This is a genomic window from Acinetobacter sp. SFA (genome assembly GCF_001647535.1).
Taxonomy (GTDB): Bacteria; Pseudomonadota; Gammaproteobacteria; order Pseudomonadales; family Moraxellaceae; genus Acinetobacter; species Acinetobacter pecorum.
On sequence record NZ_LSZI01000018.1, the window covers coordinates 97,661 to 121,396 of the forward strand.

Below are 23,736 nucleotides of genomic sequence, written 5' to 3' on the forward strand. Positions count from 1 at the left end.
CTTAATTTTTTAGGACAGTTTCCATGCGCGCGAGTCGCTTTTTATTTGCAACTTTGAGAGAAACCCCGAACGACGCTGAAGTTATTTCGCATCAGCTCATGCTTCGTGCCGGTATGATTCGTAAGTTGGCTTCAGGTTTATACACCTGGTTGCCGATGGGCGTTCGCGTATTAAATAAAGTTGCAGCGATCGTTCGCGAAGAAATGAACAATGCCGGTTCTCTTGAAGTATTGATGCCTGTAACTCAACCGGCATCACTTTGGGAAGAGTCTGGACGTTATATACAGTATGGTCCTGAACTGCTACGTTTCAAAGACCGTCATAACAATGATTTCGTGCTTGGCCCAACACATGAAGAGGTCATTACTGATCTTGCACGTAACGAGTTGAAAAGTTACAAGCAATTGCCTGCCAATTTCTACCAGGTACAAACCAAGTTCCGCGATGAAATCCGTCCGCGTTTTGGTGTAATGCGTTCACGTGAATTCATCATGAAAGATGCCTATTCTTTCCATGCCGATCAGGAATCTTTGCAAGAAACTTACGACAAAATGTACGAAGCCTACTGCAAAATCTTTACCCGCTTAGGTTTAGATTTCCGCCCAGTACAAGCGGACACTGGCTCGATTGGCGGTTCAGGTTCACATGAATTCCACGTCCTGGCTTCAAGTGGTGAAGATGATATCGCGTTTTCGACTGAATCTGACTATGCCGCCAACATTGAAATGGCTGAAGCGGTGCTTGTCGGTGAACGTGCAGCACCAACACAAGAACTTAAACTGGTAGATACGCCAAATCAGAAAACCATTGCTGATGTATCTGCCTTCTTAGGTACAGATCCTGCCCATTCAGTAAAAGCGTTGCTTGTACAAGGTGTTGCGGCTGAAGAAGGTCAGGATGCACCCGTAGTGGCGCTATTCCTTCGTGGCGATCATGAACTGAATGAAATTAAAGCTGAAAAACATCCTTTAATTGCAGTGCCACTGACTTTTGCAACCGAAGAACAAATTCAGGCTTTAGGTTTAACTGCTGGTTTCGTTGGTCCTCAAGGTCTGGTAGAAAAAGGTTTAACTGTCATTGTGGATCGTGCAGCATCTGTATTGTCTGATTTTGTTGCCGGTGCAAACGAAGCAGATCAACACGCAACTGGCGTAAACTGGGAACGTGATGCACAGTTCACTGAAGTTTTTGATCTGCGTAACGTGGTTGAAGGCGACCCTTCTCCAGATGGCAAAGGTACACTTCAGATCAAACGTGGTATTGAAGTGGGTCACATCTTCCAGTTAGGTCAGAAATACTCTGAGGCTTTGGGCTGTAAAGTTCTTGGTAAAGATGGCAAACCATTTACTGTAACCATGGGCTGTTACGGGATTGGTGTGACACGTGTGGTGGCTTCAGCAATCGAGCAAAACTTCGATGAGAAAGGTATTATCTGGCCTGAAGCGATTGCGCCTTTTGAAGTTGCGATTGTGCCAATGAATGCGCATAAGTCACCACGTACCATGGAAGCAGCTGAAGCACTGTATGCAGAATTGACCGCAGCGGGTTATGACGTCATTCTTGATGACCGGGATGAGCGCCCAGGCGTGAAGTTCTCCGATCTTGAAATTACCGGTATTCCACACCGTATTGTAATTGGTGAAAAAGGTCTGGATGCGGGTACGTTTGAGTATAAAGGCCGTCGTGATGCTGAATCTGTAAATATTTCTAAAGAAGAGTTATTAGCGAAAATCGCAAAGTAATTCCTTCTTACCATAAAAAATCCCGCTTCATGCGGGATTTTTTATGGTTATCTCGGCCTCAACAGAATTTATGACCACCAAAGCAGTTCGGCTTAAAATCTTGACCTTGTAATTTTAAATTGTTTAGAGGGAAATCAATTAAAGTCGGGTTTTTAATTTCACTTACATCCAGTGAACCGCCAACAATACAACCACTGATAATGCCTCCACAAATTCGGACATTATTAGTCAAGTCATGGTTAATTCCTGCAATCGTTTGTTGTAAAACCTCATTTGTAATTTGTACTTTATCTGATGGAGAGATACTGCCTAAATCTACCTCATCCTCCATTGCCAGCCACCATCCTTGATTCGCAGCGACTGCCGCGCCTGGCCAAAGAATTTTTTGTGATTGTAATGATAAGGATGCCGGGTTATTTAAATATAGAGCATGGATTAAGCCAAGATTTTGATTTACTGTAATATCAGTCTTGAGACCTGTTAAATAGCCCGTAATTTGCTTATCGAGGGTCAGAGCACCATTTAACAACTGCGCTTTTAATGGACCACTGAAATCTATACGCTCCACTGTGCCTGTTCCTTTCAAGACAATTTCCTTCATACGTGTTCCTGAAACAATAGTAGAAGGAATAGCAAATGGGGCTGTTGATTCCTGCAAAGTGAAGGAATAATCATTTGATTTATAATGCAAATCAAGAGGCAAGGTTAAATTCCCTAATTTACCCCTCACAGTACCTTCAATATATTGGCCCGTAGATGCATAGTCCATAACCCGAGAAGCTGTGTTTGCTACACCTGATGCTGCTTTAGTCTTCATATAACCACTAAAACTGTTAATCCCATTAGGTGTATTGCTATTTTCAGCACCCAAAGTCAAAAGACCCTGAATTTTTTCGGCGCTTAGACGAAAGCCTAGGACTTCACGAGTAGATGCCTGATTTGGATTTTTAATCGCAAATTGAAGAAATGGATTGGTGATCAATGCTGAACTACTTGCGCGATCATCGGCAGTATAGTTCGAATTCGCGGGCAGACCACTTAATGCGATATTATCAATATCAATATCACAGCCTACCGCCCCATTCACGCCACCGCAACCCAGTTGTAGCTTTTTAATATTGGTATTGATCTCCATCTCGGCTTCTAAACCTAATTTATAGAAAGAAATATTGGACTGATCATAGTTATTACCAAGATTATCTATTTGTTTAAAACCTTTTTGTACTTCCATCGAAAGAAGTGCCTGACCCTCTACCGTAGATAATTCTTCATCATTTAAGCTGGTCATTGCAAAACTTTGTTGTGTAATCGCACACATTGCTACAACCAGACTATTTAAAAGTATTTTTTTCATTTTAATGTCCTTATATTCTTATTAGCGTGGCGTAATACCCATCGTGCTACGAATCGTCCCACCAGTCAGCGCAATATTTGCTATGTTTTGCATATTGCCATTGGTGGCCATCGCAAAATTGGTTTTAAATGGTGTCGCAATATTATTTGTATAATTCAGTTTGACCTGATTATCTAAAGTTACTGTATCGGCACTGACACGGACTTTCCCTTTAACACCCAAATGACCTTCCATCCGGTTAAAGTTAATTGAAGAAGTTTTTAATGCACCGGTTGAATCCATATCTTCATTGGCAATACTAAAATAGCTCCCCAGATTATTTTTGTCTGCATTTTCTTCTGCAGTAAGGGGTCTGAATTTAAAGTTTGCATCAAAAGATAAAAAATTAGTATCTGGTGAATCGCTGGTTGGATCCACTCCTGGAATGATGAGGAGCTCGCCATTTCCATCGAGTTTAAAAGCAATATTGGTCAAAACATCATCACGTTTAGAAAAATTATCGTAAGGCACATAGCCCCCGCACTTAGCGACCGATGCATTGGTACAATTGTATTTAGAGCCTGGTAATTGACCAATCGCAAGCTCAGCTTTAGCCCCTATCAGCAGTTTATCGGCACGAATATAAATACCTTCATCTTCATAGCCAATAATACCTTCCGACTTGATCAGGGCATCGATATTCCTAAAACCCGCATAATAGTTAACTGCCTCACCATGATCGCCATTCTTGCCATCAATCAATATAATTGAGGTTGTGCTTGGCAAACCGGTTTTTTTATCAATTCCGTAACCTTCTGTAGATACCATCATGTTATAAGCAATTGCCTGCTTATTGTCTGCTCCATAAGTCGTTCCCGACAAGGCAACATTGGCATTCAAATTATAGATAGGAATACCGATTCCCCAAGAACCTCCGTCCCCACCAATTTCCGCCAAAGAGTTATCTGATATAAAGCGTGCTTTCGCAGCAATGGATTGAAAATCCATTCCACGCACGGCGATAAAGGCAAAATCTTCTCCATTCGCGGTAGTACTGAGTATTTGTTTAAGCACATTACTACTACTGCCTAGCGTCTTTTGCATATTCTCATTGATTATAAAATCGAGATTTTTTGCAGTAATGGTATTTATATATATATTGCCAAAGTCGATATAAGCATTTTTACCATGTAAGGTTCCGTCAGCATTACGTGTAGTCAATGGTCTAATATTAGAAAATTGCACAGCATGACTTCCCTTACCAGTATGCCCAATCTCAAATGTTGTTGGGGCCATAGTGGCTGGACGTCCGGCACTATTAGCACCAGTAAAATCCGCAGATAATCCCAGGTTCAACCCGCCTTCCCCAACCAGGCTACTGTATCCTGTGGCAGTTTTGTCCTGACGCTCCAGTACCCCATTTACTTTATTACTCACATCAAAAGTACCGATCTGGGTTTGATCAGCACTCATGGATAACCTTGCATTGGTCACGGCACCCGAAGCACCTAAACGCATAATATTTTTACGTTCGTTATTTGGCGTGTTATAACGCAAGTCTATATTGACCCCAGGATTGGTCGGATTAACCCGACCAGCTACGAGATCAGTTGTATCTTCAGCACGCTTAAGATCGACATAATGATCTTGATTACCGTTTCTCGTAGTGAGCACCACACCTTCAGCCGGGTCAATATACAAATATCCCTGACCCGCGAAATTAAAATTAAAGTCATTTAGAATTAAGCTATTTTCACCCAATTTATGACTAATCGTGGCATTTTTAAGTTGAAAATCGATACTGGCAATTGAGTCTTTATTAAATAAACCGGCACTGGTTTGTAATAGAACACTCAGCGGTGTAGAAGTACTCATTCCCAATACACCTAAGCTTTGATTAGATTGTTCCCCAGCAGTCCGAATACTATTCGCAGATTGGCTACATGGATTAGTGGTACAGGCAACCTTTACCAACTTTAAATCTGCAGTGGCTTGAAATGGGGAAATACTTGCCGCAAGCCGGAGACCAGCTCCCTGTTGTGTGGCACCTACATCTATTTCAAGTTGACTAATAATTGGTTTATTATTTTTTCCAGTAATTTCAAAATTATGTAAACCTAAACCCATTTTAGTACTGGGGTTTAAGTTTGGATCGTACCAATTCACTTGGGCAATAGTGGCTTTAGAAATTTCATGGGTAATGACCATACCGTCTTGTCCAGTCACCTCACTCAACTCCTGCTCTTCGATAATTTCAAGTGCATAACTTTGTTGTATAAGACACATGCATACCGTCAGCAACTTCAACTTTATTGTTGTTTTTTTCATTTCTATATCCTTATGCTGTACTTGGCGTTGTTACTAACAACGACTTTGTGCTCCACCTGTACAGTTATAACCAAATATCTTCAAATTGCCTGACATATGCAGATTTCCATGCACGTTCAACCCCATAAATCCTTTTTCAGCACCTTTATCAAATGAAGGAACATCTTGGGGCGCGGTTGTATAAGTTCCATCAGCATTATAAATACGGCCAGTATAGGTACTATAAACATCTGTATTGGCATAACCTTCTAAGGCGCCAGCACCTGTGCCCGTTTCAATCGAAACCGTATTAAAACCCAAGTTCCTGATTTTTAAAGGCTTGTCATCGTAAAAGGTAATTTGCATCGCCGTCTGTGGTTCATTACGGTGATTAATAATGGTTGTACCATCAATTGAAAACTTATCAATCTGAATTGTGCCTTGAATGCCTTTAAAGACTAACCACTTCTTATTTCCATTGGCATCAACATGGTTATTCGGCGCTATTGCCAGACGGCAAAATTGTTTTGTTGCTCCACAAGCGGTGGGATCTAGAACATAAAATACTTCGAGCGGATTACCACTTCCGTTAAGCCGGGAAATTTGAGCCTTACTTAAATCTGTTGCATAGATATGGTTCAAGGATAAAGTCCAGCTAAGGTCAGCTCCACCCTGCCCCACTGTATCGGTTAACTCTTGCTGATCAAGGGTTTCCAATCCGGCAAAACTGATCATAGAAGTACACAATAATGTACAGAATATGGTTAATTTGGACATTTTATACTCCTTTATAGACCAGTTGTTTTAATTTTCAGATGCTGAATCAGGACACCATCAATGACAGCAGATCCAAAATTCTTACTTACACCATCAGTATTTTTAAATACGATTCCTGTTGAATTCACACCATCCTTGGCTCGCAGCATATTGGTCCCCGGGACACGCTCTGTAGTCCCTATCGAGATGCTACTGTGAGTCGCATTGCGCCCCTGATAAAGTGCGCTAGTATCTGCAGCATTATTTTTAATTGGTGTACCACAACTATAGACATTACAGGTTGAACCCTTTAGATCTGTGGTTCCCAGTCCGCCTCCATAATTCTGATAGATTTGATTATAGATAGCAGGAATTTTAGGAATACGTGTCACTTCTAAAATAATATTATTACCTTCTGAACCGACTACAAAAGGCTGGTACATATTACCGAGCACCAAGTTAATATTAGGACTATAGAGATATAAACCTTCAGAATCATGAAATATCGGAGCAACACTGCCGTTCAAAGCCGGAGTCGGTCCATCACCATCAAGTGCATTGGTTTTTGCTGCAGTACTGAGACGAATACCTTTACTGTTAAGATTAGCGTCACTACTGCTGAGCGTTTCTGGCCGGTCATTAGTATTTAGCCGGATTATACTTGTCATACCTAAGGTTTGGCTGTAATCCTTATTATCAGATTCCAGGGTTTGAAATAAACGAACTTGCGAGCCATTGAAACTCAAACCATTGGCAACAAATTGGGTTCTTAATCGGTAATCCGTATCAAGCCCTGATGTTGGCCCACCTGTTATAGGATCTACCAGATTAGAGGAGTCAAGCGCGCGAGCAAAAATATCACTCCAGAAGCCCAGCTTGATATTATTATCACTTTCGACGCCTGCGATGGGGCTTAATGGGGCTTCCAAAGCAATATAACCTACATCTTTAGCAGCATCCTTAAACTGTTTGACATTCTCAGTTCCTGCCCGGAATAACCAGGGATTATCTGCCGATCCCCAACTAAAACCCTGATTACTATATCGCGTGCTTAGAGAACCATCACTTTTTGATAATGCCAGACCATAAATAAATACATCTGCTTTGGTTCTTAGGGAACTGACGGGAGTATTTTTCGCCTCTAGCAAAGCAGCTGTTCTCGCATCTCTAAGGATGCTTGTATAAAGTTCTTCTGTTAGTCTTTTAGCCTCTGCTTCTGCAAGTTGTCCTGCTTCAAATTTAGCGCGGATAGTTGCTGCTGCATATGATGCATCGCTAAGTCGCTGTACTAAAGTAGTAATTTCTGCCCCAATAGTATTATTACGCGTGAAACTATTCAAACTTTTATAAAAAGTAGAATTGGTTAAATTTGTATTTGCTTCACCCGCACGACCACCATACAGTAACTGAATCATTTCATAGGTATTTGTAGTGGCATATTCCAGGGCTTTTGCAGCATATTTCAAAACCCCTGTGGGATCCTCACTAACAGGACGTGTTTTATAAATGGTTGTACCATCATTTATAACTTTTGCATCATCATCACCACCTAGAAATCCCCCATTAGTACCCGCTCGATAGTAATTATGTCGCTCATTAAAATAGCGTTGAATAATTGTATCTGAATTAAAATAACGGTCAGGAATTTCAGATTGTAATTTGGTTCTTTCAGCAGTTAATTTATCAGGAATAGGCTGAGTATAAGTGCTGTATAAACTTCTATAATTCGTGTCATAAGTGGAATTATAGGTAGAAGTATATAAGGTGTTATACCCTCTATCGATTTTGCCTTGGAGAACATTGCTGTCATAAGAGGTTTTATAAATTTTATCGTAAGCACGCTGACCAAGTTGGTTATAGTTTTCGCCGGTTGGAATAATCCGAATAAAACCGGTATCAGCCTGCCCCGGATTTTGAATTCCTCTCGCGTAACTGGAACCATCAGAAAGATCTTTGGGTCCCTGAAACACCATTTTAAAATCATCAAGTACCAGTGCAACACCCTCACCAGTGGTGTCAGAAAGAGAAGAGTCTGATAATTCCTGCATCGCATGTGCAGAAGGCAACAGGCTGAAACCGATGGTCATCGCCAAATAACTTTTGCGAAATTTTAATATAGCTTTGATCTGAGTCATCTCGCTCTTTCCTTTTTATCTGATGCTCCGCACCTTTATACTTCAGCTTCCCAGCCGCGTCTTTTTTTATGGTTATGCGGAATCCATTATGCTGATTTTTAACACAGATGCCAAAGCCAATTAGGCGAAAAATAGCAGTTTCCGATGAATGAAAATCTCAAAAAAATAAACGGGACATAAAGTCCCGTCATTCAATAGCTTAAAGCAATTAGGTCTTTGGTAAAGTAACACCTGTCTGACCTTGATATTTACCGCCACGATCTTTATATGAGGTTTCACAGACTTCATCAGATTCAAAAAACAGCATCTGCGCTACACCCTCACCTGCATAAATACGCGCAGGAAGATTGGTAGTATTTGAAAACTCTAAAGTTACGTGTCCTTCCCACTCTGGCTCAAGCGGCGTCACGTTGACAATGATGCCACAACGCGCATAAGTAGATTTGCCCAAGCACACGGTCAAAACATTACGGGGAATGCGGAAATATTCGATGGTACGCGCCAAAGCAAACGAGTTCGGCGGAATGATACAAACATCCGACTCGATATCAATAAAGCTGCGTTCATCAAAGTTCTTCGGATCGACAATTGCAGAATGCACATTGGTGAATACTTTAAATTCACGTGCACAACGCACGTCATAGCCGTAGCTGGATACGCCATACGAAATCAGCTTTTGACCATTTTCATCCAAACGTACCTGGTTTTCTGCATACGGTTCAATCATGCCGTGTTTTTCGCTCATTTCGCGAATCCAACGATCAGACTTAATTGCCATTGATATAATCCAAAAATCTTAAGAACAAGTTATTGCGACGTACTTTAACTGAAATTGCCACTAATGAAAATAAGTGAAAGTCTGAGAGCTCAAGTTGCCCAAAAATTGCTGATCGAGATCAGCTTATAAACTTAAAAGTGCAGAATAACTTAAAGGAATAGAAAAGCTCATTAGCACCAGCGAAGCCGTTTTCTGCAGGTTTTTCTGATTGAGCCAGCGGCTGTTTTTTCTGGCTAGGATTGAGCCTAAAAAAGTCCAGAAGAATGCAATCGGGATCAGTAAAAGCAAGAAAACGAGCATATGAGCCACATAATGTTGGCTGCTTTTCCAGACAATCACAGGAAAAATGGCTGAGGCAAATAAAAGTGCCTTGGGATTAAGTAAGGTTGCTAAAAACAATTCACGTGCGCGAATTGAGACCTTATCAAAATTTTCACTCAGCTCTGCAGTCCGCCATAATTTCACAGCAAGGAACAGAATATAGCCAGCACTAAAAAGTTTGAGAATGGTCGGTAACAGTGGAAGATGAACGGAAATTTTCCCGATCAGAATGCCCCAAAAACTAATAGCAATCAGATAACCAAAGGCTTCAGCAGGAATTAAACGAAATGTTTTTTTAAATCCGACCTGAATGCCTGAAGATGCCAATAAGGTATTGGTTGGGCCTGGTGTTAAAAGAATGGTTGCCACTAAACCAATAAAAAACCATGAAATCATAGTTTGACCTCGCTCTAATCCGCGTAGCATAGAATAGTTAAGTCAAAGCTGCAAAAAAATAATTGTAAGAGAACCTATTATAGAAGTTAATAATTAAATATTTTTCAATTAATTTATAAGGTTAATTAAAAATATAGCTTCCCTACTCTCAAGTCATTTTTATCAATTTACAAAACTATAAGCTGATAAGAAAAAGGCTATAAAAGTGACTTTTTCAACCTAACACCGAGGCTTAAAGTCTCCAAATACTTATTTTCAGCAAATGAAGGCAAATAATTTTAAAATCAGTATTTTTATTCAACTTTAACTAAATAAAATTGCCCCCACTACTCCTGCGCATCAAGTTTATAAGGCGATACATGAAGGTTTTTTATAGACCTAACTTTTATCGATCTCTAAATTATTATATTTAAGCTACAAAGTTAAAATGTCTATCTTGCTCAATTTTTTGAACATATTGATAAAGTAAATTTTTAAAAAAATGCTATTAAAGGTATTCAGGCAAAATAATTGCTGTTAAATTGTACAAGAACAACAGATGATAATTCACATTTTTCACATCCAGACGGTTTAATATATTGTTGTTTTAATTATATTTTTTAAGAACTATAGAATAATATCAGGAGTTATATATGAATAAATGGATCAAGCTTTCAGCCATGAGTTTAGCGCTGTCCGGTGTAGTCGCCTGCTCGAATGATAATACACAAAATAAATCTGCCAATCAGGCTGCATCCGGCGAAAGCGTGGCTGCAGATAAACTACAAACCCGCTTTGTGAATATTGCCACAGGCGGTGCCTCAGGACCTTATAATGTCATTGGGACAGGATTAGCTGAAATTTATAACAAGACCTACGGCGTGAATTCCAAAACTCAGACCACGGGTGCTTCCGTTGAGAACCTGAACCTATTAAAACAGAATAAAGTGGAAATGGCCTTTGTCATGAGTGACAGTCTTACTGAAGCCATTAATGGTCAAGGCAGTTTTAGCAACAAGATTGATAATGTTCAGCAGATCGCGGCTCTCTATCCGAACTACGTGCAAATCGTAACGTCTAAAGGTTCTGGTATCAAAAATATTGAAGATCTAAAAGGCAAACGTATTGCAGTTGGCGCCCAGAACTCAGGTGTAGAAGTAAATGCGCGTAGTCTGCTGAAGGGTTTTGGTATTACTTATAAGGATGTAAAAGTCGATTACTTGGGCTATGCCGAAGCAGCTGATGCTTTGAAAGGGGGCAAGCTGGATGCAGCTTTCCTCACCAGTGGTATTCCAAACTCTTCTTTGATGGAACTACAACAAGGTTTTGATATGCAACTGGTCAGTATCAACCCTGACAAAGTGAAAGCTATTGCCAAAGATCAGGCTTATTTCCTGCCGATGACCATTCCTAAAGGCACGTATGGCAATGCTGAAGATATTCCAACAGCTGCAATTATGAATGCTCTCGTGGTTCGTTCGGATCTATCTACCGATGATGTGTATAAGCTGACCAAGACTTTCTTCTCCAGTCTGGATCAACTGGCAAACTCGCATCAGGCCGCTAAGGAAATCACTTTAGATGGTGCGCAAAAAGGTCTGGTTGCTCCTTTGCATCCTGGCGCGCAAAAATTCTACGATGAGAATAAAGCGAACTGATGAAATGGATACAAGGTGCAGCATTTGCTGCACTTTTTGGTTTGGCTGGATTCCTTGCAAGCTGTTTATGGATGACGTTTCCTTACATTATTATCGAAGTGAAAGAGCAAAATTTTCAATGCAAAATTACCCAGAAGACTTTTCAGCTTAGCTGGATTCATTCGGTAGAAAAAACAGCGTGGAAAGAGCGCTATATTCAAGATAAAAACGATTTAATTCTGGCAGCAACACAATTTGTTTCATTCGGTGCAGGAACACCCGACCAAGGTACTCTTACCCGGCAGAAAGATGGAAGCATCCATATGCAAATTAACCGGAAGATGAAAGAACTAAACTGGGTCATTTCGCGCAGGATGCAGGGAAAAATCGAGATTGCTGATCGGGTCTGGAATATTTATCAGGACTTCCCTGACTACAGCACCGTACATATCTCTATAAAAAAAGACAGCCTATGGAAAAAAAGAGGTTTAAATGATTGCCTATGAATCCACAAGAAATAAAACATGTGCCAGAAGCACTAAATGAGCAGCAGCAACAAGAATTATTAGAAAAATTTGATCGTGAATCCGTTACCCGTAACCCGATCAATAAATCGGTACGCTGGTTTATTGCTGCCCTGGCAATATCTTACTCGTTATTTCATCTGTATATCACCTTTAACCCTTTACCGGAATTGATTCAACGTGCAGCGCATGTCTCAATTGGTCTGGCACTGATTTTCTTGTTGTATCCAGCGCGTCAAAACAGTAGCCGACAAAAGGTTGCGTGGACTGACTGGATTTTAGTGATTGCCTCTTTTGCCTCTTTCTTTTATCTGTTCAAGGAATATCAGGCAATTATGACCACCCGGGGAGGCATACCAAATACGATGGATATTGTATTCTCGATTATGACTGTGGGGTTGGTGGTCGAAGCTGCACGGCGGGTTATGGGCTGGATACTACCGATCTTGGGACTGATTTTCTTGAGCTACCCATTTGTCAGTCATTTTGACTGGATGCCGGATCGCTTGCTCACTCGCCCTTATACGTTGAGTGATATCTTCGGGCAAATGTATCTAAAAACCGAAGGTCTGTATTCTTCAGCCATTGGTGCTTCGGTCACCTTCATTTTCCTGTTTATTCTGTTTGGGGCATTTCTAGCAAAATCAGGAATGGGAAAATTATTCAACGATTTGGCTATGGCACTTGCCGGGCATAAGCAAGGTGGCCCTGCCAAAGTTGCGGTGATTTCAAGTGGCTTTATGGGCAGTATCAATGGTACAGCAGTTGCCAATGTCGTAGGAACGGGTTCATTTACCATTCCTTTGATGAAGAAAATTGGCTATCACAAAAACTTTGCCGGTGCGGTTGAAGCCAGTGCTTCTGTGGGTGGGCAGATTTTACCTCCAGTCATGGGGGCTAGTGCGTTCATCATGGCAGAAACAACTGGTGTCAGTTATGGCACGATTGCTTTAGCTGCGGTATTGCCTGCCCTGCTGTATTACCTGGGTGTAATAGCACAAGTCCATTTTAGGGCAGGTCGGGATAATCTAAAAGGCGTACCCAAATCAGACTTGCCGCGGGTCAAAGAAGTACTGAAAGAACGCGGACATCTATTACTTCCAATTATTGTCCTCGTGGTCTTCTTATTCCAGTCGATGCCGGTCAGCTATGCAGCAGTTTATACAATTTTATTGACCATCGTCGTTGCGGCATTTAGAAAATCTACGCGTATGGGGCCGAAGGAAATTCTGGAAGCCTTAGCAGATGGCGCTAAACAATCCCTTTCAGTAATGGCTGCCTGTGCGGTGGTGGGTATTATTATCGGTGTGGTCAGCTTGACCAGTTTTGGCTCGGTAATGACTTCTTCAATTATGAGTATTGGTGCAGGCAGTCTGTTCCTGACCTTGTTTTTTACCATGATTGCATCGATGATTCTTGGCATGGGCCTGCCTTCGATTCCCGCCTATATCATCACAGCCACTATGGCAGCGCCGGCTTTGGCGAACTTTGATATTCCAATCTTAGTAGCACATATGTTTGTGTTCTATTTCGGACTATTTGCCAATATCACCCCACCGGTTGCCTTGGCCGCCTTTGCCGGAGCCGGAATTGCAGGAGGCGACCCCATGCGGACTGGCTTCCAGGCCTTACGCTTATCACTGGCTGGTTTTATTGTGCCTTTCCTGTTTGTCTATAACCCAGCAATGCTGATGATTGACACCACAGATATTGCAGTCAATGCCAAAGAATTTACTTTACCAGCATGGAATGTCATTTTAAGTATTACGGTAACGTCGATTGTTGGCATTCTGGCATTAGGCGCAGCGGTAGAAGGCTATTTTAAAACTGCCATGAACTGGTTCTGGCGTATCTTCTTGGGTGTCGGCGCATTAATGATGATTGTGCCTGAAATGATTACCGATATTGCAGGAACGATTATGGTAATTATTGCTATTGGAGTTAATGTGATTCAGGCAAGAAAAGAAAATACCATCTCAGTCAAAACCTCATAAAAAAAGAGAGCCTCGGCTCTCTTTTTTTAACGTGGAACTTTAGAAAATTCGGCTATGGTCTTTTTCTGCTTTTGGTAACTGTACTGCAATTTTCTCTGCAATCGCCATGTAGCTATCTGCTGCCTCGTCCCCTGCAATCACGGAAGGTTTTCCTGCATCAGCATTTTCACGAATTTTAGCGTCCAGAGGTAAGCGGCCCAATAATGGGATTTGATATTGCTCAGACAGTTTATCGCCACCGCCTGTACCAAAAATCTGTTCCTCAAAACCACAATTTGAGCAGATATGGGTCGACATATTTTCAATTACGCCCATGACTGGAATCTGTACACGGTTAAACAGCTCAATGCCTTTGGTTGCATCCAGCAAGGCCACATTTTGTGGTGTTGTCACAATTACAGCACCCGTCACCGGAATACGCTGTGCTAAGGTCAACTGGATATCGCCCGTGCCAGGTGGCATATCAATCATCAGGACATCCAGATCTGGCCATAGAGTCTGATTAAAGAGCTGCATTAATGCTCCCGTAGCTTTTGGACCACGCCAAGCAACCGGTGTATTGTGATCACCGGTTAAATGTCCAATCGATAACACTGCCATTCCATAGGCATCAAGAGGTACAAACTGTTCTGCTTCGATCATCGGTGTTTTACCGGCATTGCCGAGCATGGTCGGAATACTTGGACCATAAATATCGGCATCTAGTACACCTACCCGCAGGCCCATTTGCTTTAGAGCCAAGGCCAGATTGACAGTAGTAGTCGATTTACCCACCCCACCTTTGCCAGATGACACCAGAATCACATTCTGAATACGAGGATGTTTCGGGACATCACGCTGTTGTGGTGCAGCTTTTTGAATCGGTGGATTATTCGGATCAGCATCTTCTGCCTTTTCAGCTTGAGCCGAAGCATCAACTACAGGCGGAAGATTGGGTTTTGCTGGTACTGCAGGTTGGCTTGAACAGCTTTCTCCTTCAGCATGGTTATGTCCGCAACCACCCGAATTTTTACTTTTAGGCCCGGTTTTTTGCTGAACCACATGCATATTCAACTCTTGAATACCACATTTTTGCAAAGCTTCTGCCAGCTCATCATGAATCTGTTGCAGTTGTTCTTTTTCTTCTGGATAGGTATTCAGGGTAATTTGCAGAATCTCACCCTGTACATTGACCTGTGTAATGCGATCTTTCAAGGCATTGCTGGAATTTGGCAAAATATAGTTTTGCAGTACGTTCTGCACAGCTTCTTCGTTCACCTCCTTGGAAGGCGAAAAAACCGATTTAAGCGAAGAAAGCCACGACATAGGTTACTCCAAAAATGTAGATCGACATCTGAATGGCCTAGTTTAACGGGGTTTTAGGCGAAGGTTAAGCACTGTATTGGAGAAGATGAAACAGATATGTTCAATTTCCAACTATTTCACTTGGTTTTATAAAATATTTCATGAAATCTTGGCACATATAAATAATGAAAAATGAATGAGAAAGAAGTAAATGAAGACATATTATTTTTGATGTGAACATTATTTTTTATATTAGGTTTCTATATTTTAAGCCACTCTAACCTGCTGTGATTAAAGTGGCTCTATAATCATAAATTACTTATGATTTTTACTGTTTTCAGACTTGCCCTGTTGTTCCTTTGTATTTTTATCCTGATCCTGTTTTGATTCATCTTTTTTGGATTCGGAATTACTTGCTGAATCTGTATCTTTCGCGTCTTTCTGCTGATCAGCATCATTGTCTTTAGCTTGAGTATCCTTCATCTTGTTCATGGTATCCGTCGCCATCTGTTTCAGCTCGGCGAATTTAACAGAAGCTTCACTTACTAATTCCGTGATTTTTTGTTTAGTATCTTCAAACTTATGCATGGCTTCGTCTTTCAAATTTGCCATACCGGCCTGCTGATCGTTCTGATCATCTTTAGAATTCTGTTTATCTGACTTATCAGATGATTTGTCTTGAGATTTATGATCGGCTTTGGCCTTTTTCGCGTGATCTGTCTCTTGCTCACCATTTTTCTGGCTGTCAGATTTGCCATGTTTTAGCTCATTCAGAAGCTTTTCACCTTTTTGCAAAAGCTCCTCACCAATTGCAATTGCTTTGGCTTTTAAGTCATCCATTTTGAAACTTTCAGTTTTTTGATCTGACTCATTCTCTTTAGAACTGTCTTTTTGCTCAGTATTTACATTTTTGCTGCTATGCTGAGTATCAGACTTCTCCTCGGCATTGGTCTGAGCATTTTGTCCATTCTTGTGTTCCTGATTATGCTGTTTATCGATCTCGTTCTGCTTTTGCTCTTTTGAAACCTGATCATTCATTTCACGTGCATGTTGTTCTTTATCTTGGTTCTGCTTTGAAGTACTTGTCTGGTTATTCTGAGTCATGAGTACCCTCCTAAGGTGTCATAAATAATAAATTATCAGACAATTTTTTAGCACAAAGCATGCAATGAAGTAGCTGAATTAAGCAAACTGCAACAAAGCCTGTACATGTTGTTGCTGATCATTGCATCAGATAGTACAAACCTCACGATCTCAAACTTTAATCACTGCCAGCCGCAAAAAATCGTGATTTGTGTTTTGAACATTCTGTTCATCTTCATTCTTTACACTTCTACTAAAACATTTTTCTGTCATTCTGACATCGCATTTCCTGTAGCTCGCCCATTCAAATGCTGTTATCGCCTGATTGTTAAAGCTAAAGGATGCTTGGTGTTAATCTACATTAAACCTTTACAGGATGATTAAAACTACAGGTAACCAGAGATCTTAGCTTAAGCTCGCACGGTACTCATAAAACTTAATACCGAGAACAGCCAGATAAACAGGATAAAACTACGCGCTTGGGTGAAATGTGCCACATCTGTGCCATGCAAAATGTTATGACGACTTGCGGTCACATTCGAGCTTGAATCCATCTTATAGGCTGCCAGTTCGGCAAAGTATGGATTCATTTCCGTGGCAATTTTAGATTTATGCCACAGACTCTTAATTTCATTGCCTTTTAAACCGGGAACAATTTTATAGACATCAACAAACTTGGTTCCATTTTGTTTTAAGTAGCCTTGTTGAATCAGCACATCGGTCAATAAGCCTTCAAGCTGTGCATAGAGCAAAGGCACACAACCTGCATAACAGCCCAATTTATACATTTTAAAGGCTTCAATGATCACTGGACGACGTAAGGCTTTATGGGCTTCATCTATCTGCATCGCATCAAAAGCCGTGAGCAGCTCTTTTTGAAAGTCTTCGCTATTGAGGACATCCAATAAATGAAAGGTTTGGACATCTTCATGACGATGCCTCTGTTGCCAGAAGTGCATCAGGGTCAAGGCATCATTGGCGACTTTTGAGCCGACAGGTTGATCGAGCTGGTCTGCCCACACATTAAAGTATTCATCTTGCTGTGCCAGATCACGCAAGGTTTCGATTAAAAATGTATGTTCGCCTTGCGAGATTTGTTCTAAATAGCGTTGAGCATCTTCAAGAATGCGTTTGCCTAAAGTCTGTTGTTTGATATTCGATTTAATCCGCGTGACGGGTTGATCATCTTCATAGTCGTCATATTCAATCATGGACGGCTGACTCATTTTAGTGAATGCAATCGCACTATTATCCACGATTCTTGCATGAGCCATACCAATAAAGTGGTCTGTTTTAACGATTTCACTAAACTCAGCACCAATGCAATTCAATAAAAGCCATTCACACTGAATAATAGTTTTTGCTTTTCCGCGATTGCCCAATAATTATGGTAATACGGTTTAGATTTTTCCATTTTTTTAAAATGAGATTCCTGACAGGCACTTTCGACATATCGTATATATTTTTCTGAACCAAAAGTGATAAATGAATCGCGTACTCGTTGTTGGCGACTGAGTTTGAACCATGGATCTGACACCACATAATGAATATTTGAATGCCACGTTTTCCAACGCTTTTTAACCGTTGGTTTGATACATTCAATAGATTGAACAGTGTTGGCTTCATCAGCTTTCCATTGCTTGAGAAATACTTGTTTGGTTTTTTCATCGAGCGGATACACCATAACCCATACACCCCAATCACCACCATGACGCCGGCTGAAGTACAAAATTGGCTCTGACAAGTTTGGAAATTGCTGATGATCAACCTTGAATGCTTCATTCCATCTTGCTTGATATAACCGATCGTCTTTTATCTTCAATGCAATCATTAAGCAAAAAATAACAACCATACAAGGTATAACAAACATATATATAAATACTTTCAGTACTACTTTTAATTTTAAAAGTTTAAGCATACTCATCGCTGTTGTTATTTTTAGATTTACAGAGAGCTTATCAGATTAAATATCGTGAATGATCAAGCTACCAGCATTTTTGAAGAATTCACCAAAAGCCTTATGCAAGTCATGTCTATCTCATGTAAAATTATCGCCCATTGCATAAAATACGAATGAGAGAGTGAATCCGTGCGTAAAATTTTAGTCACCAATGCCCTTCCTTACGCCAATGGCCCGATTCATATGGGTCACTTACTTGGCTATATCCAAGCAGATATTTGGGTACGTGCCATGCGCGCGATGGGTCATGACGTGACTTATGTCTGTGCGGATGATGCTCATGGTACAGCGATCATGCTGCGTGCCGAAGCGAATGGCATTTCACCTGAAGCGCAAATTGCCAATGTGCAAAAAGAACATATCCGTGATTTTGACGGTTTCGGTGTGCATTTCGATCATTATGATTCTACGCATAGTGATACCAACCGCGCTCGTGCTTCAGAAATCTATATCAAAAACCGTGAAGCTGGCAATATTGCTGTTCGTCCCGTAACGCAGTTATTTGATCCTGAAAAAGGCATGTTTCTGTCAGACCGGTTCATTAAAGGTACCTGCCCGAAATGTAAGGCTGAAGATCAATATGGCGATTCATGTGAAGTGTGCGGCACGACTTATAACGCAACTGAATTACTGAATCCAAAATCGACTTTAAGTGGTGCGACTCCTGTAGAGAAATCATCAGACCATTACTTCTTTAAACTGCCTAACTTTGGTGAATACCTGCAAAAATGGACCCGTGACGAAGGTCGCTTACCGGTATCCATTGCCAACAAACTGGACGAATGGTTTGATAATGGTTTAAACGACTGGGATATCTCGCGTGATGCGCCGTATTTTGGTTTTGAAATCCCAGATGCGCCAAACAAATACTTCTATGTGTGGGTCGATGCGCCAATTGGCTATATGTCGAGTTTTGAAAATTACATCAAGACTAAACGTCCTGATTTAAGCTTTGACGACTTCTGGAAAAAAGATTCTGAAAATGAGGTCTATCACTTCATTGGTAAAGACATCGTGTATTTCCACGCCCTGTTCTGGCCGGCAATGCTGGAAGGTGCAAACTACCGTACGCCATCAGGCTTATTCGTAAATGGTTTCCTGACTGTCAACGGTCAGAAGATGTCGAAATCTCGTGGTACCTTCATTAAAGCGGAAACTTATTTAGAACATTTAAACCCTGAATATCTACGTTATTACTTCGCGTCGAAACTTTCAGACAAAGTTGAAGATTCGGACTTGAACCTGGATGACTTTGTACAAAAAGTGAACTCCGACCTGGTTGGTAAAGTAGTCAACATTGCCAGCCGTTGTGCGAAATTCATCAATACTAAATTTGATAACAAGTTAAGTGCAACATGTGCAGAGCCTGAACTGGTTCAAAGCTTTATTGATGCGGGTGATTCTATTGCAAAAGCATATGAAGACCGTGAGTTCTCGGCAGCGATCCGTGAAATCATGGCACTTGCGGACAAAGCCAACCAGTACATCGACGAGAAAAAGCCTTGGGCACTTGCGAAACAGGAAGGTCAGGAACAACAAGTTCATGACGTATGTTCTGTGGGTATTAACCTGTTCCGTCAATTGGCAGTGTATTTAGCACCTGTATTGCCGAAACTGGCTCAACAGGTTCAAGATTTCTTGCAACTTGAAAGCTTCGATTTTGCTTCTCGCGAAACAATTCTAGTGGGTCATGAAATTGCATTGTTCCAGTCGTTGATGCAACGTGTAGACCCGAAAGCGGTTGCGGCAATGGTCGATGCATCTAAAGACTCTTTGGCTGCACCTGCTGCTGAACCTGCAAAAGCCGAAAAGAAAAAAGAGAAGAAAGCTGAGAAAAAGCCTGAACCTAAAGTCGGTGAAGCTGAAATCATCGGTATCGAAGACTTTATGAAGGTTGACCTACGTGTGGCTGAAGTTTTAGAAGCGGCTACAGTTGAAGGTTCTGATAAGCTTCTTCAATTGACTTTAAATGTCGGTGAAGCTGAGCCACGTAACGTATTTAGTGGTATTCGTGAGTTCTATAAACCAGAAGACCTTAAAGGCAAATTGGTGGTAATGGTGGCGAACCTTGCACCACGTAAGATGCGTTTTGGTATTTCTAACGGCATGGTTTTAGCTGCGGGTAATGGCGAAGGGGTTTGGGTGATTTCACCTGAATCTGGTGCTAAACCAGGTGATAAAGTGTCTTAATGGTTAGATTAAGATGAGAAAAAGCCCCTATATTATAGGGGCTTTTTAATTAAATAAAGCATGCTTTAGAAAACTCTTTACACCAGTTAAATGCCTCTGTAAATATCTGATTCATTTCAATTGGGTCTAGACTTCCAATATTATTATTCTCATAGAATATTGCATATTCTCCGTCTTCATAAAAAAGTGCTTTAGGGAATTCTAGTTTGTGAAATATATTATATTTATTTTCGAAATAATTCGCCCTATATAATTTTATAAAATTATATAGGGCAGATTCAGAAATTTTAATGAAATTATTATCTGCTTTGTGTTTAATACTAGCTAGAAGACCTCTTATTTCATCTTCAGCATCCCTCATTATTTTAGAATATGATAGCCCTATACTATTTAATATTTTATCTAGGTCACGAATAACTTCTTTTTTTGAGTTATAAACCTTATTTATTGCAATATAATTTAAAAGAAAAAATAATACCCCTCTGTTTCTCGATTTTAACCCTTTAATAATATTCTCATTAAACTCCGTACTCTTTGTATCGAATTTAAGGTGTGTCAATTTATCAAAATGTTCATCTGTACAATTCAATGATATTTCAATGAGAACCTCACAAATATTTAAAATTTTGACCCCAAAAGGACATCTAATTTTATTTGCCACTAGATGAAAACAAGATGAATATTCTGTTAACTCCCTATTATAAAGAGTATCAGCAAAATATTTATCAAGTTTATCATTATGAATTTTTCTAACTTGAGGATCTTTAATCAATTTAATATAATCTAAAGTAGTGTAAATCTCTTGAATTACTGCTGAGCACTCTAAAAGAGTTACCAAGCTTACAGGTGTTCTAGCAAATGTTTCATTTTTTGAATTAAAGTATCGAGCAAATAAAATAGTAAAATCTGAAGGTTTTCCTTGGTGATCAAATGCTTTTCCAATAGTTGGTCTCAATTGCCAATTTTTATCTATAACAACTTCAGGGTGTTGTAGAGAGTAATATTTTGGATATTTAATGCTTAAAAAGTTTTTATAAAAGAGCTTAGCTTTAAAATACTCTGTAAATTCTGGGTTTAAGTTTTGAGGAATATTTCTAACCTCATACGCTTCATGCATTTGCTTTAAGAATTTCACGCCCCATAATGTACTTGTTGCATCTAAGAAATGTTGATATTCATGATTTATAAGCCTATGAGACTCATAAATTTCTGCTAATTCAATAATATTTTGACTCAAGACTATAGATTTTTTATTCTTAATTCTTTCAACTATATTACTATTAAGTTCAAAGAAATCTATACATAGTGTTGTGAAGTCATATGTTGCTACTGTATCTACATCTGAAAGGATATTTAAGGAGCTCATATTTTCCCTATAATTTTTTAATTTAAAACATTTAGAATATTTCACTCCATAGTATACAAATTATAATTAAAAATGTTAAAAATAATAGATATTTAAAGTCCATAAGAACCACTATCAAAACTGTAAAATTTCTATTCCTCACACTCGCCTTAAGCACTACAGCCTTCACCACTCAAGCGGCTGAACCCATCACCATCACCTAAAAACAAGTCGCTGGCTAATCCCCTCATAAAATCCAAATATCAAAAAAGCCTCTATCTCTAGAGGCTTTTTTATTGCTGGGTTACCTAGCCTTGTAGGATAAATTCCCAGATGACATAACCTAGTCCGAAACCAATCAGCCCATACAAGGTAATGATAAAAAATACAAAGCTGGCATTGTTTTTTCTTTTCCAAAAACTCATATCGATACCCAAAGCTGTTCGTGATATCTCATGTTAACGGGCTTTTTTAAAAAAGTGAAATTTATCTAAGTAATTTATTTATAAAAATATTTTAAAATAAAAACATTTTATTTTTGGGAAAAAATCAATATACAGTTTTCAACTTAATGCTTAGTACAGATGTTCAATTCTTTATCTCTCTTTAAAAAAAGTAAATTTTTTTATATTCTTTTTCCGTAGTTTACATGCTAATACATAGAACAAACTCCACAACATAAGAATTGTCATGAATATTTTAAAAACTTCCCTCTTCACCTCTCTATTTTCATTGTCTGTTTTAGGGGTGAGTATCCACAGTCAAGCTGCTGAACCTGTATCTCCTGCTCAACAGAAACAGGTGGCCGGTTATTATCAATATCCATTTGGAAATTTACAGATCACCGCCCTGCTGGATGGCACAAATTATCTGCCCAAAGCTTTATTTAAGGATATTCCGCCAGTCCAGGCGGATCAGATTTTAAAAAAATACTATATCGATCAGGCTAAAGGCATTCAAACTTCTGTAAATGCTTTTCTGGTCAATACCGGCTCAACACTTGTGTTGGTAGATAGCGGTGCCTCTAGCTGTAACGGTCCCAATTTTGGTTCGGTTCTAACCAATCTGAAAGCAGCAGGTTATCGTCCTGAACAGGTCGGGGCAATTTTATTAACCCATTTACATGCTGATCATGTCTGTGGCATTAGCAATAATGGCGTGGCAAATTTTCCAAATGCGACCATCTATATTTCCCAACCTGAAATGGATTTCTGGATGAATCCGAAAAGCGTAGAAAGTTTGCCGCAGCAAAGACGAGCAAGCTTTACTAACACAGTCGATAAAATTAAAGATGCCATTGCTCCCTACCAAAGCAAGAATCAGCTAAAAACCTTCAAAGTTGGCGACAAGATTCAGGGTTTCAATGTAGTCAGTTCGGCTGGACATACACCGGGACATTTTGGTTTTAGCTTAAAATCACAAGGTCAGGAAATGGTGTTTATTGGGGATATCGTGCATTCGCACAGTATCCAGTTTGACCGTCCACAGACTGCGGTAGATTTTGATATAGATCCAAAAAAAGCAGTAGATACCCGTTTAAAGTATTTTGCCGAATATGCAAAACAGGGCCAGACCATTGCAGCACCGCATTTACCCTTCCCGGGCATTGGTCATATCTATTCTACGGACAGTAAAAGCTATCAGTGGATTCCGGTACATTTTAAAGATTAATTGAATACTTCAATAATTCGATCTAAACATGAAACCCTAATTGGTTAGGGTTTCATTTATTTTTAAATTTTTTCTTAAAAATCTTTCACTTTTCATGTGCACCTTTAGCACGCTTTTTTAGCACCGTTTTTCTTACGATAAATATAAACATCTAAAAATATAATATAAATTTCAACTTTATGAATTTTTGCCATGGCTTAGTTTGGTGCACAAAAATTGTATTGTGCTTTATATCGAGTCTTATCAATTTCAAGAAATTCTTCATCAAAATTTCCCTTGTTCCTGCCTCTTTGCTAATCAG

18 protein-coding genes are annotated in these 23,736 nt (G+C 39.9%); 6 read left to right on the forward strand and 12 right to left on the reverse strand.

The annotated features are described in order from the left end of the window. The first annotated feature begins 23 nt into the window (after window positions 1-23). On the forward strand, window positions 24-1,742 hold the full coding sequence (locus tag AY607_RS10335; protein WP_064102473.1) for a proline--tRNA ligase: 1,719 nt from the start codon (window positions 24-26) through the stop codon (window positions 1,740-1,742). A 58-nt stretch (window positions 1,743-1,800) separates the two neighbouring features. Here AY607_RS10335 and AY607_RS10340 read toward each other — a convergent pair whose 3' ends face one another. The 6 genes from AY607_RS10340 to AY607_RS10365 all read right to left on the reverse strand — a co-directional run bounded on the left by AY607_RS10340 (window position 1,801) and on the right by AY607_RS10365 (window position 9,768). Beyond that, on the reverse strand, window positions 1,801-3,096 hold the full coding sequence (locus tag AY607_RS10340) for a hypothetical protein (protein ID WP_064102474.1): 1,296 nt from the start codon (window positions 3,094-3,096) through the stop codon (window positions 1,801-1,803). Between the two features lie 21 nt (window positions 3,097-3,117). After that, a complete protein-coding gene (locus AY607_RS10345) occupies window positions 3,118-5,403 on the reverse strand; it encodes a hypothetical protein (RefSeq protein ID WP_064102475.1) in 2,286 nt (761 codons plus the stop codon). 33 nt (window positions 5,404-5,436) lie between these two features. Then, on the reverse strand, window positions 5,437-6,159 hold the full coding sequence (locus tag AY607_RS10350; RefSeq protein ID WP_064102476.1) for a hypothetical protein: 723 nt from the start codon (window positions 6,157-6,159) through the stop codon (window positions 5,437-5,439). Between the two features lie 11 nt (window positions 6,160-6,170). Continuing rightward, window positions 6,171-8,273, reverse strand: coding sequence for a hypothetical protein (locus AY607_RS10355; protein WP_064096422.1), 2,103 nt, complete (start codon window positions 8,271-8,273; stop codon window positions 6,171-6,173). Window positions 8,274-8,481: 208 nt separating this feature from the next. Continuing rightward, entirely contained in the window at window positions 8,482-9,051 is a 570-nt protein-coding gene (gene dcd / locus AY607_RS10360) for a dCTP deaminase (RefSeq protein WP_004280726.1), read from the reverse strand. 123 nt (window positions 9,052-9,174) lie between these two features. Continuing rightward, complete coding sequence (locus AY607_RS10365) at window positions 9,175-9,768, reverse strand: LysE family translocator (RefSeq protein ID WP_064096423.1); 594 nt, start codon at window positions 9,766-9,768, stop codon at window positions 9,175-9,177. Between the two features lie 632 nt (window positions 9,769-10,400). Between AY607_RS10365 and AY607_RS10370 the strand changes: the two genes are divergently transcribed. Genes AY607_RS10370 through AY607_RS10380 form a run of 3 tightly spaced genes read left to right on the forward strand, consistent with a single transcriptional unit; the run spans window position 10,401 to window position 13,902 of the window. Further along, on the forward strand, window positions 10,401-11,405 hold the full coding sequence (locus tag AY607_RS10370) for a TAXI family TRAP transporter solute-binding subunit (protein ID WP_064102477.1): 1,005 nt from the start codon (window positions 10,401-10,403) through the stop codon (window positions 11,403-11,405). Further along, window positions 11,405-11,890, forward strand: coding sequence for a DUF1850 domain-containing protein (locus AY607_RS10375; RefSeq protein WP_064102478.1), 486 nt, complete (start codon window positions 11,405-11,407; stop codon window positions 11,888-11,890). Before AY607_RS10370 ends, AY607_RS10375 begins: the two co-directional genes overlap by 1 nt. Next, window positions 11,887-13,902 (forward strand): TRAP transporter permease, encoded by a 2,016-nt coding sequence (locus tag AY607_RS10380; protein WP_064102479.1) that lies wholly within the window; start codon window positions 11,887-11,889, stop codon window positions 13,900-13,902. Before AY607_RS10375 ends, AY607_RS10380 begins: the two co-directional genes overlap by 4 nt. 39 nt (window positions 13,903-13,941) lie before the next feature. Here AY607_RS10380 and apbC read toward each other — a convergent pair whose 3' ends face one another. From apbC to AY607_RS10400, 4 genes are all read right to left on the reverse strand, one after another. Continuing rightward, entirely contained in the window at window positions 13,942-15,207 is a 1,266-nt protein-coding gene (gene apbC / locus AY607_RS10385; protein ID WP_064102480.1) for an iron-sulfur cluster carrier protein ApbC, read from the reverse strand. A gap of 294 nt (window positions 15,208-15,501) precedes the next feature. Beyond that, the gene (locus tag AY607_RS10390) at window positions 15,502-16,290 is read right to left on the reverse strand and encodes a hypothetical protein (RefSeq protein ID WP_064102481.1); all 789 of its coding nucleotides are present in this window, start codon (window positions 16,288-16,290) and stop codon (window positions 15,502-15,504) included. A gap of 389 nt (window positions 16,291-16,679) precedes the next feature. Continuing rightward, a complete protein-coding gene (locus tag AY607_RS10395; protein ID WP_064102549.1) occupies window positions 16,680-17,480 on the reverse strand; it encodes a hypothetical protein in 801 nt (266 codons plus the stop codon). A gap of 116 nt (window positions 17,481-17,596) precedes the next feature. Then, complete coding sequence (locus AY607_RS10400; RefSeq protein WP_155858359.1) at window positions 17,597-18,193, reverse strand: hypothetical protein; 597 nt, start codon at window positions 18,191-18,193, stop codon at window positions 17,597-17,599. 165 nt (window positions 18,194-18,358) lie between these two features. On the opposite strand from AY607_RS10400, the gene metG reads away from it, so the two are divergent. Then, complete coding sequence (gene metG / locus AY607_RS10405; protein ID WP_064102483.1) at window positions 18,359-20,419, forward strand: methionine--tRNA ligase; 2,061 nt, start codon at window positions 18,359-18,361, stop codon at window positions 20,417-20,419. Between the two features lie 49 nt (window positions 20,420-20,468). Here metG and AY607_RS10410 read toward each other — a convergent pair whose 3' ends face one another. Beyond that, window positions 20,469-21,785 (reverse strand): hypothetical protein, encoded by a 1,317-nt coding sequence (locus tag AY607_RS10410; protein WP_064102484.1) that lies wholly within the window; start codon window positions 21,783-21,785, stop codon window positions 20,469-20,471. A 287-nt stretch (window positions 21,786-22,072) separates the two neighbouring features. Beyond that, complete coding sequence (locus AY607_RS15405) at window positions 22,073-22,189, reverse strand: hypothetical protein (RefSeq protein WP_404793566.1); 117 nt, start codon at window positions 22,187-22,189, stop codon at window positions 22,073-22,075. A gap of 265 nt (window positions 22,190-22,454) precedes the next feature. On the opposite strand from AY607_RS15405, the gene AY607_RS10415 reads away from it, so the two are divergent. Further along, window positions 22,455-23,435 carry an MBL fold metallo-hydrolase gene (locus tag AY607_RS10415; RefSeq protein WP_064102485.1) on the forward strand — a complete coding sequence of 327 codons (981 nt, stop codon included), beginning with the start codon at window positions 22,455-22,457 and terminating at the stop codon, window positions 23,433-23,435. The last annotated feature ends 301 nt before the right edge of the window (window positions 23,436-23,736 follow it).

Excerpts from the sequence above, each read along its gene's own strand:
- AY607_RS10390 (WP_064102481.1), bottom strand. The coding sequence starts at position 16,290 with ATGACTCAGAATAACCAGACAAGTACTTCAAAGCAGAACCAAGATAAA.
- AY607_RS10400 (WP_155858359.1), bottom strand. The coding sequence starts at position 18,193 with ATGAGTATGCTTAAACTTTTAAAATTAAAAGTAGTACTGAAAGTATTT.
- dcd (WP_004280726.1), bottom strand. The coding sequence starts at position 9,051 with ATGGCAATTAAGTCTGATCGTTGGATTCGCGAAATGAGCGAAAAACAC.
- AY607_RS10380 (WP_064102479.1), top strand. The coding sequence starts at position 11,887 with ATGAATCCACAAGAAATAAAACATGTGCCAGAAGCACTAAATGAGCAG.
- AY607_RS10410 (WP_064102484.1), bottom strand. The coding sequence starts at position 21,785 with ATGAGCTCCTTAAATATCCTTTCAGATGTAGATACAGTAGCAACATAT.
- AY607_RS10415 (WP_064102485.1), top strand. The coding sequence starts at position 22,455 with ATGAATATTTTAAAAACTTCCCTCTTCACCTCTCTATTTTCATTGTCT.
- AY607_RS10355 (WP_064096422.1), bottom strand. The coding sequence starts at position 8,273 with ATGACTCAGATCAAAGCTATATTAAAATTTCGCAAAAGTTATTTGGCG.
- AY607_RS10340 (WP_064102474.1), bottom strand. The coding sequence starts at position 3,096 with ATGAAAAAAATACTTTTAAATAGTCTGGTTGTAGCAATGTGTGCGATT.
- AY607_RS10395 (WP_064102549.1), bottom strand. The coding sequence starts at position 17,480 with ATGATTGAATATGACGACTATGAAGATGATCAACCCGTCACGCGGATT.
- AY607_RS15405 (WP_404793566.1), bottom strand. The coding sequence starts at position 22,189 with ATGAGTTTTTGGAAAAGAAAAAACAATGCCAGCTTTGTATTTTTTATC.
- AY607_RS10350 (WP_064102476.1), bottom strand. The coding sequence starts at position 6,159 with ATGTCCAAATTAACCATATTCTGTACATTATTGTGTACTTCTATGATC.
- apbC (WP_064102480.1), bottom strand. The coding sequence starts at position 15,207 with ATGTCGTGGCTTTCTTCGCTTAAATCGGTTTTTTCGCCTTCCAAGGAG.
- AY607_RS10375 (WP_064102478.1), top strand. The coding sequence starts at position 11,405 with ATGAAATGGATACAAGGTGCAGCATTTGCTGCACTTTTTGGTTTGGCT.
- AY607_RS10345 (WP_064102475.1), bottom strand. The coding sequence starts at position 5,403 with ATGAAAAAAACAACAATAAAGTTGAAGTTGCTGACGGTATGCATGTGT.
- AY607_RS10370 (WP_064102477.1), top strand. The coding sequence starts at position 10,401 with ATGAATAAATGGATCAAGCTTTCAGCCATGAGTTTAGCGCTGTCCGGT.
- AY607_RS10335 (WP_064102473.1), top strand. The coding sequence starts at position 24 with ATGCGCGCGAGTCGCTTTTTATTTGCAACTTTGAGAGAAACCCCGAAC.
- AY607_RS10365 (WP_064096423.1), bottom strand. The coding sequence starts at position 9,768 with ATGATTTCATGGTTTTTTATTGGTTTAGTGGCAACCATTCTTTTAACA.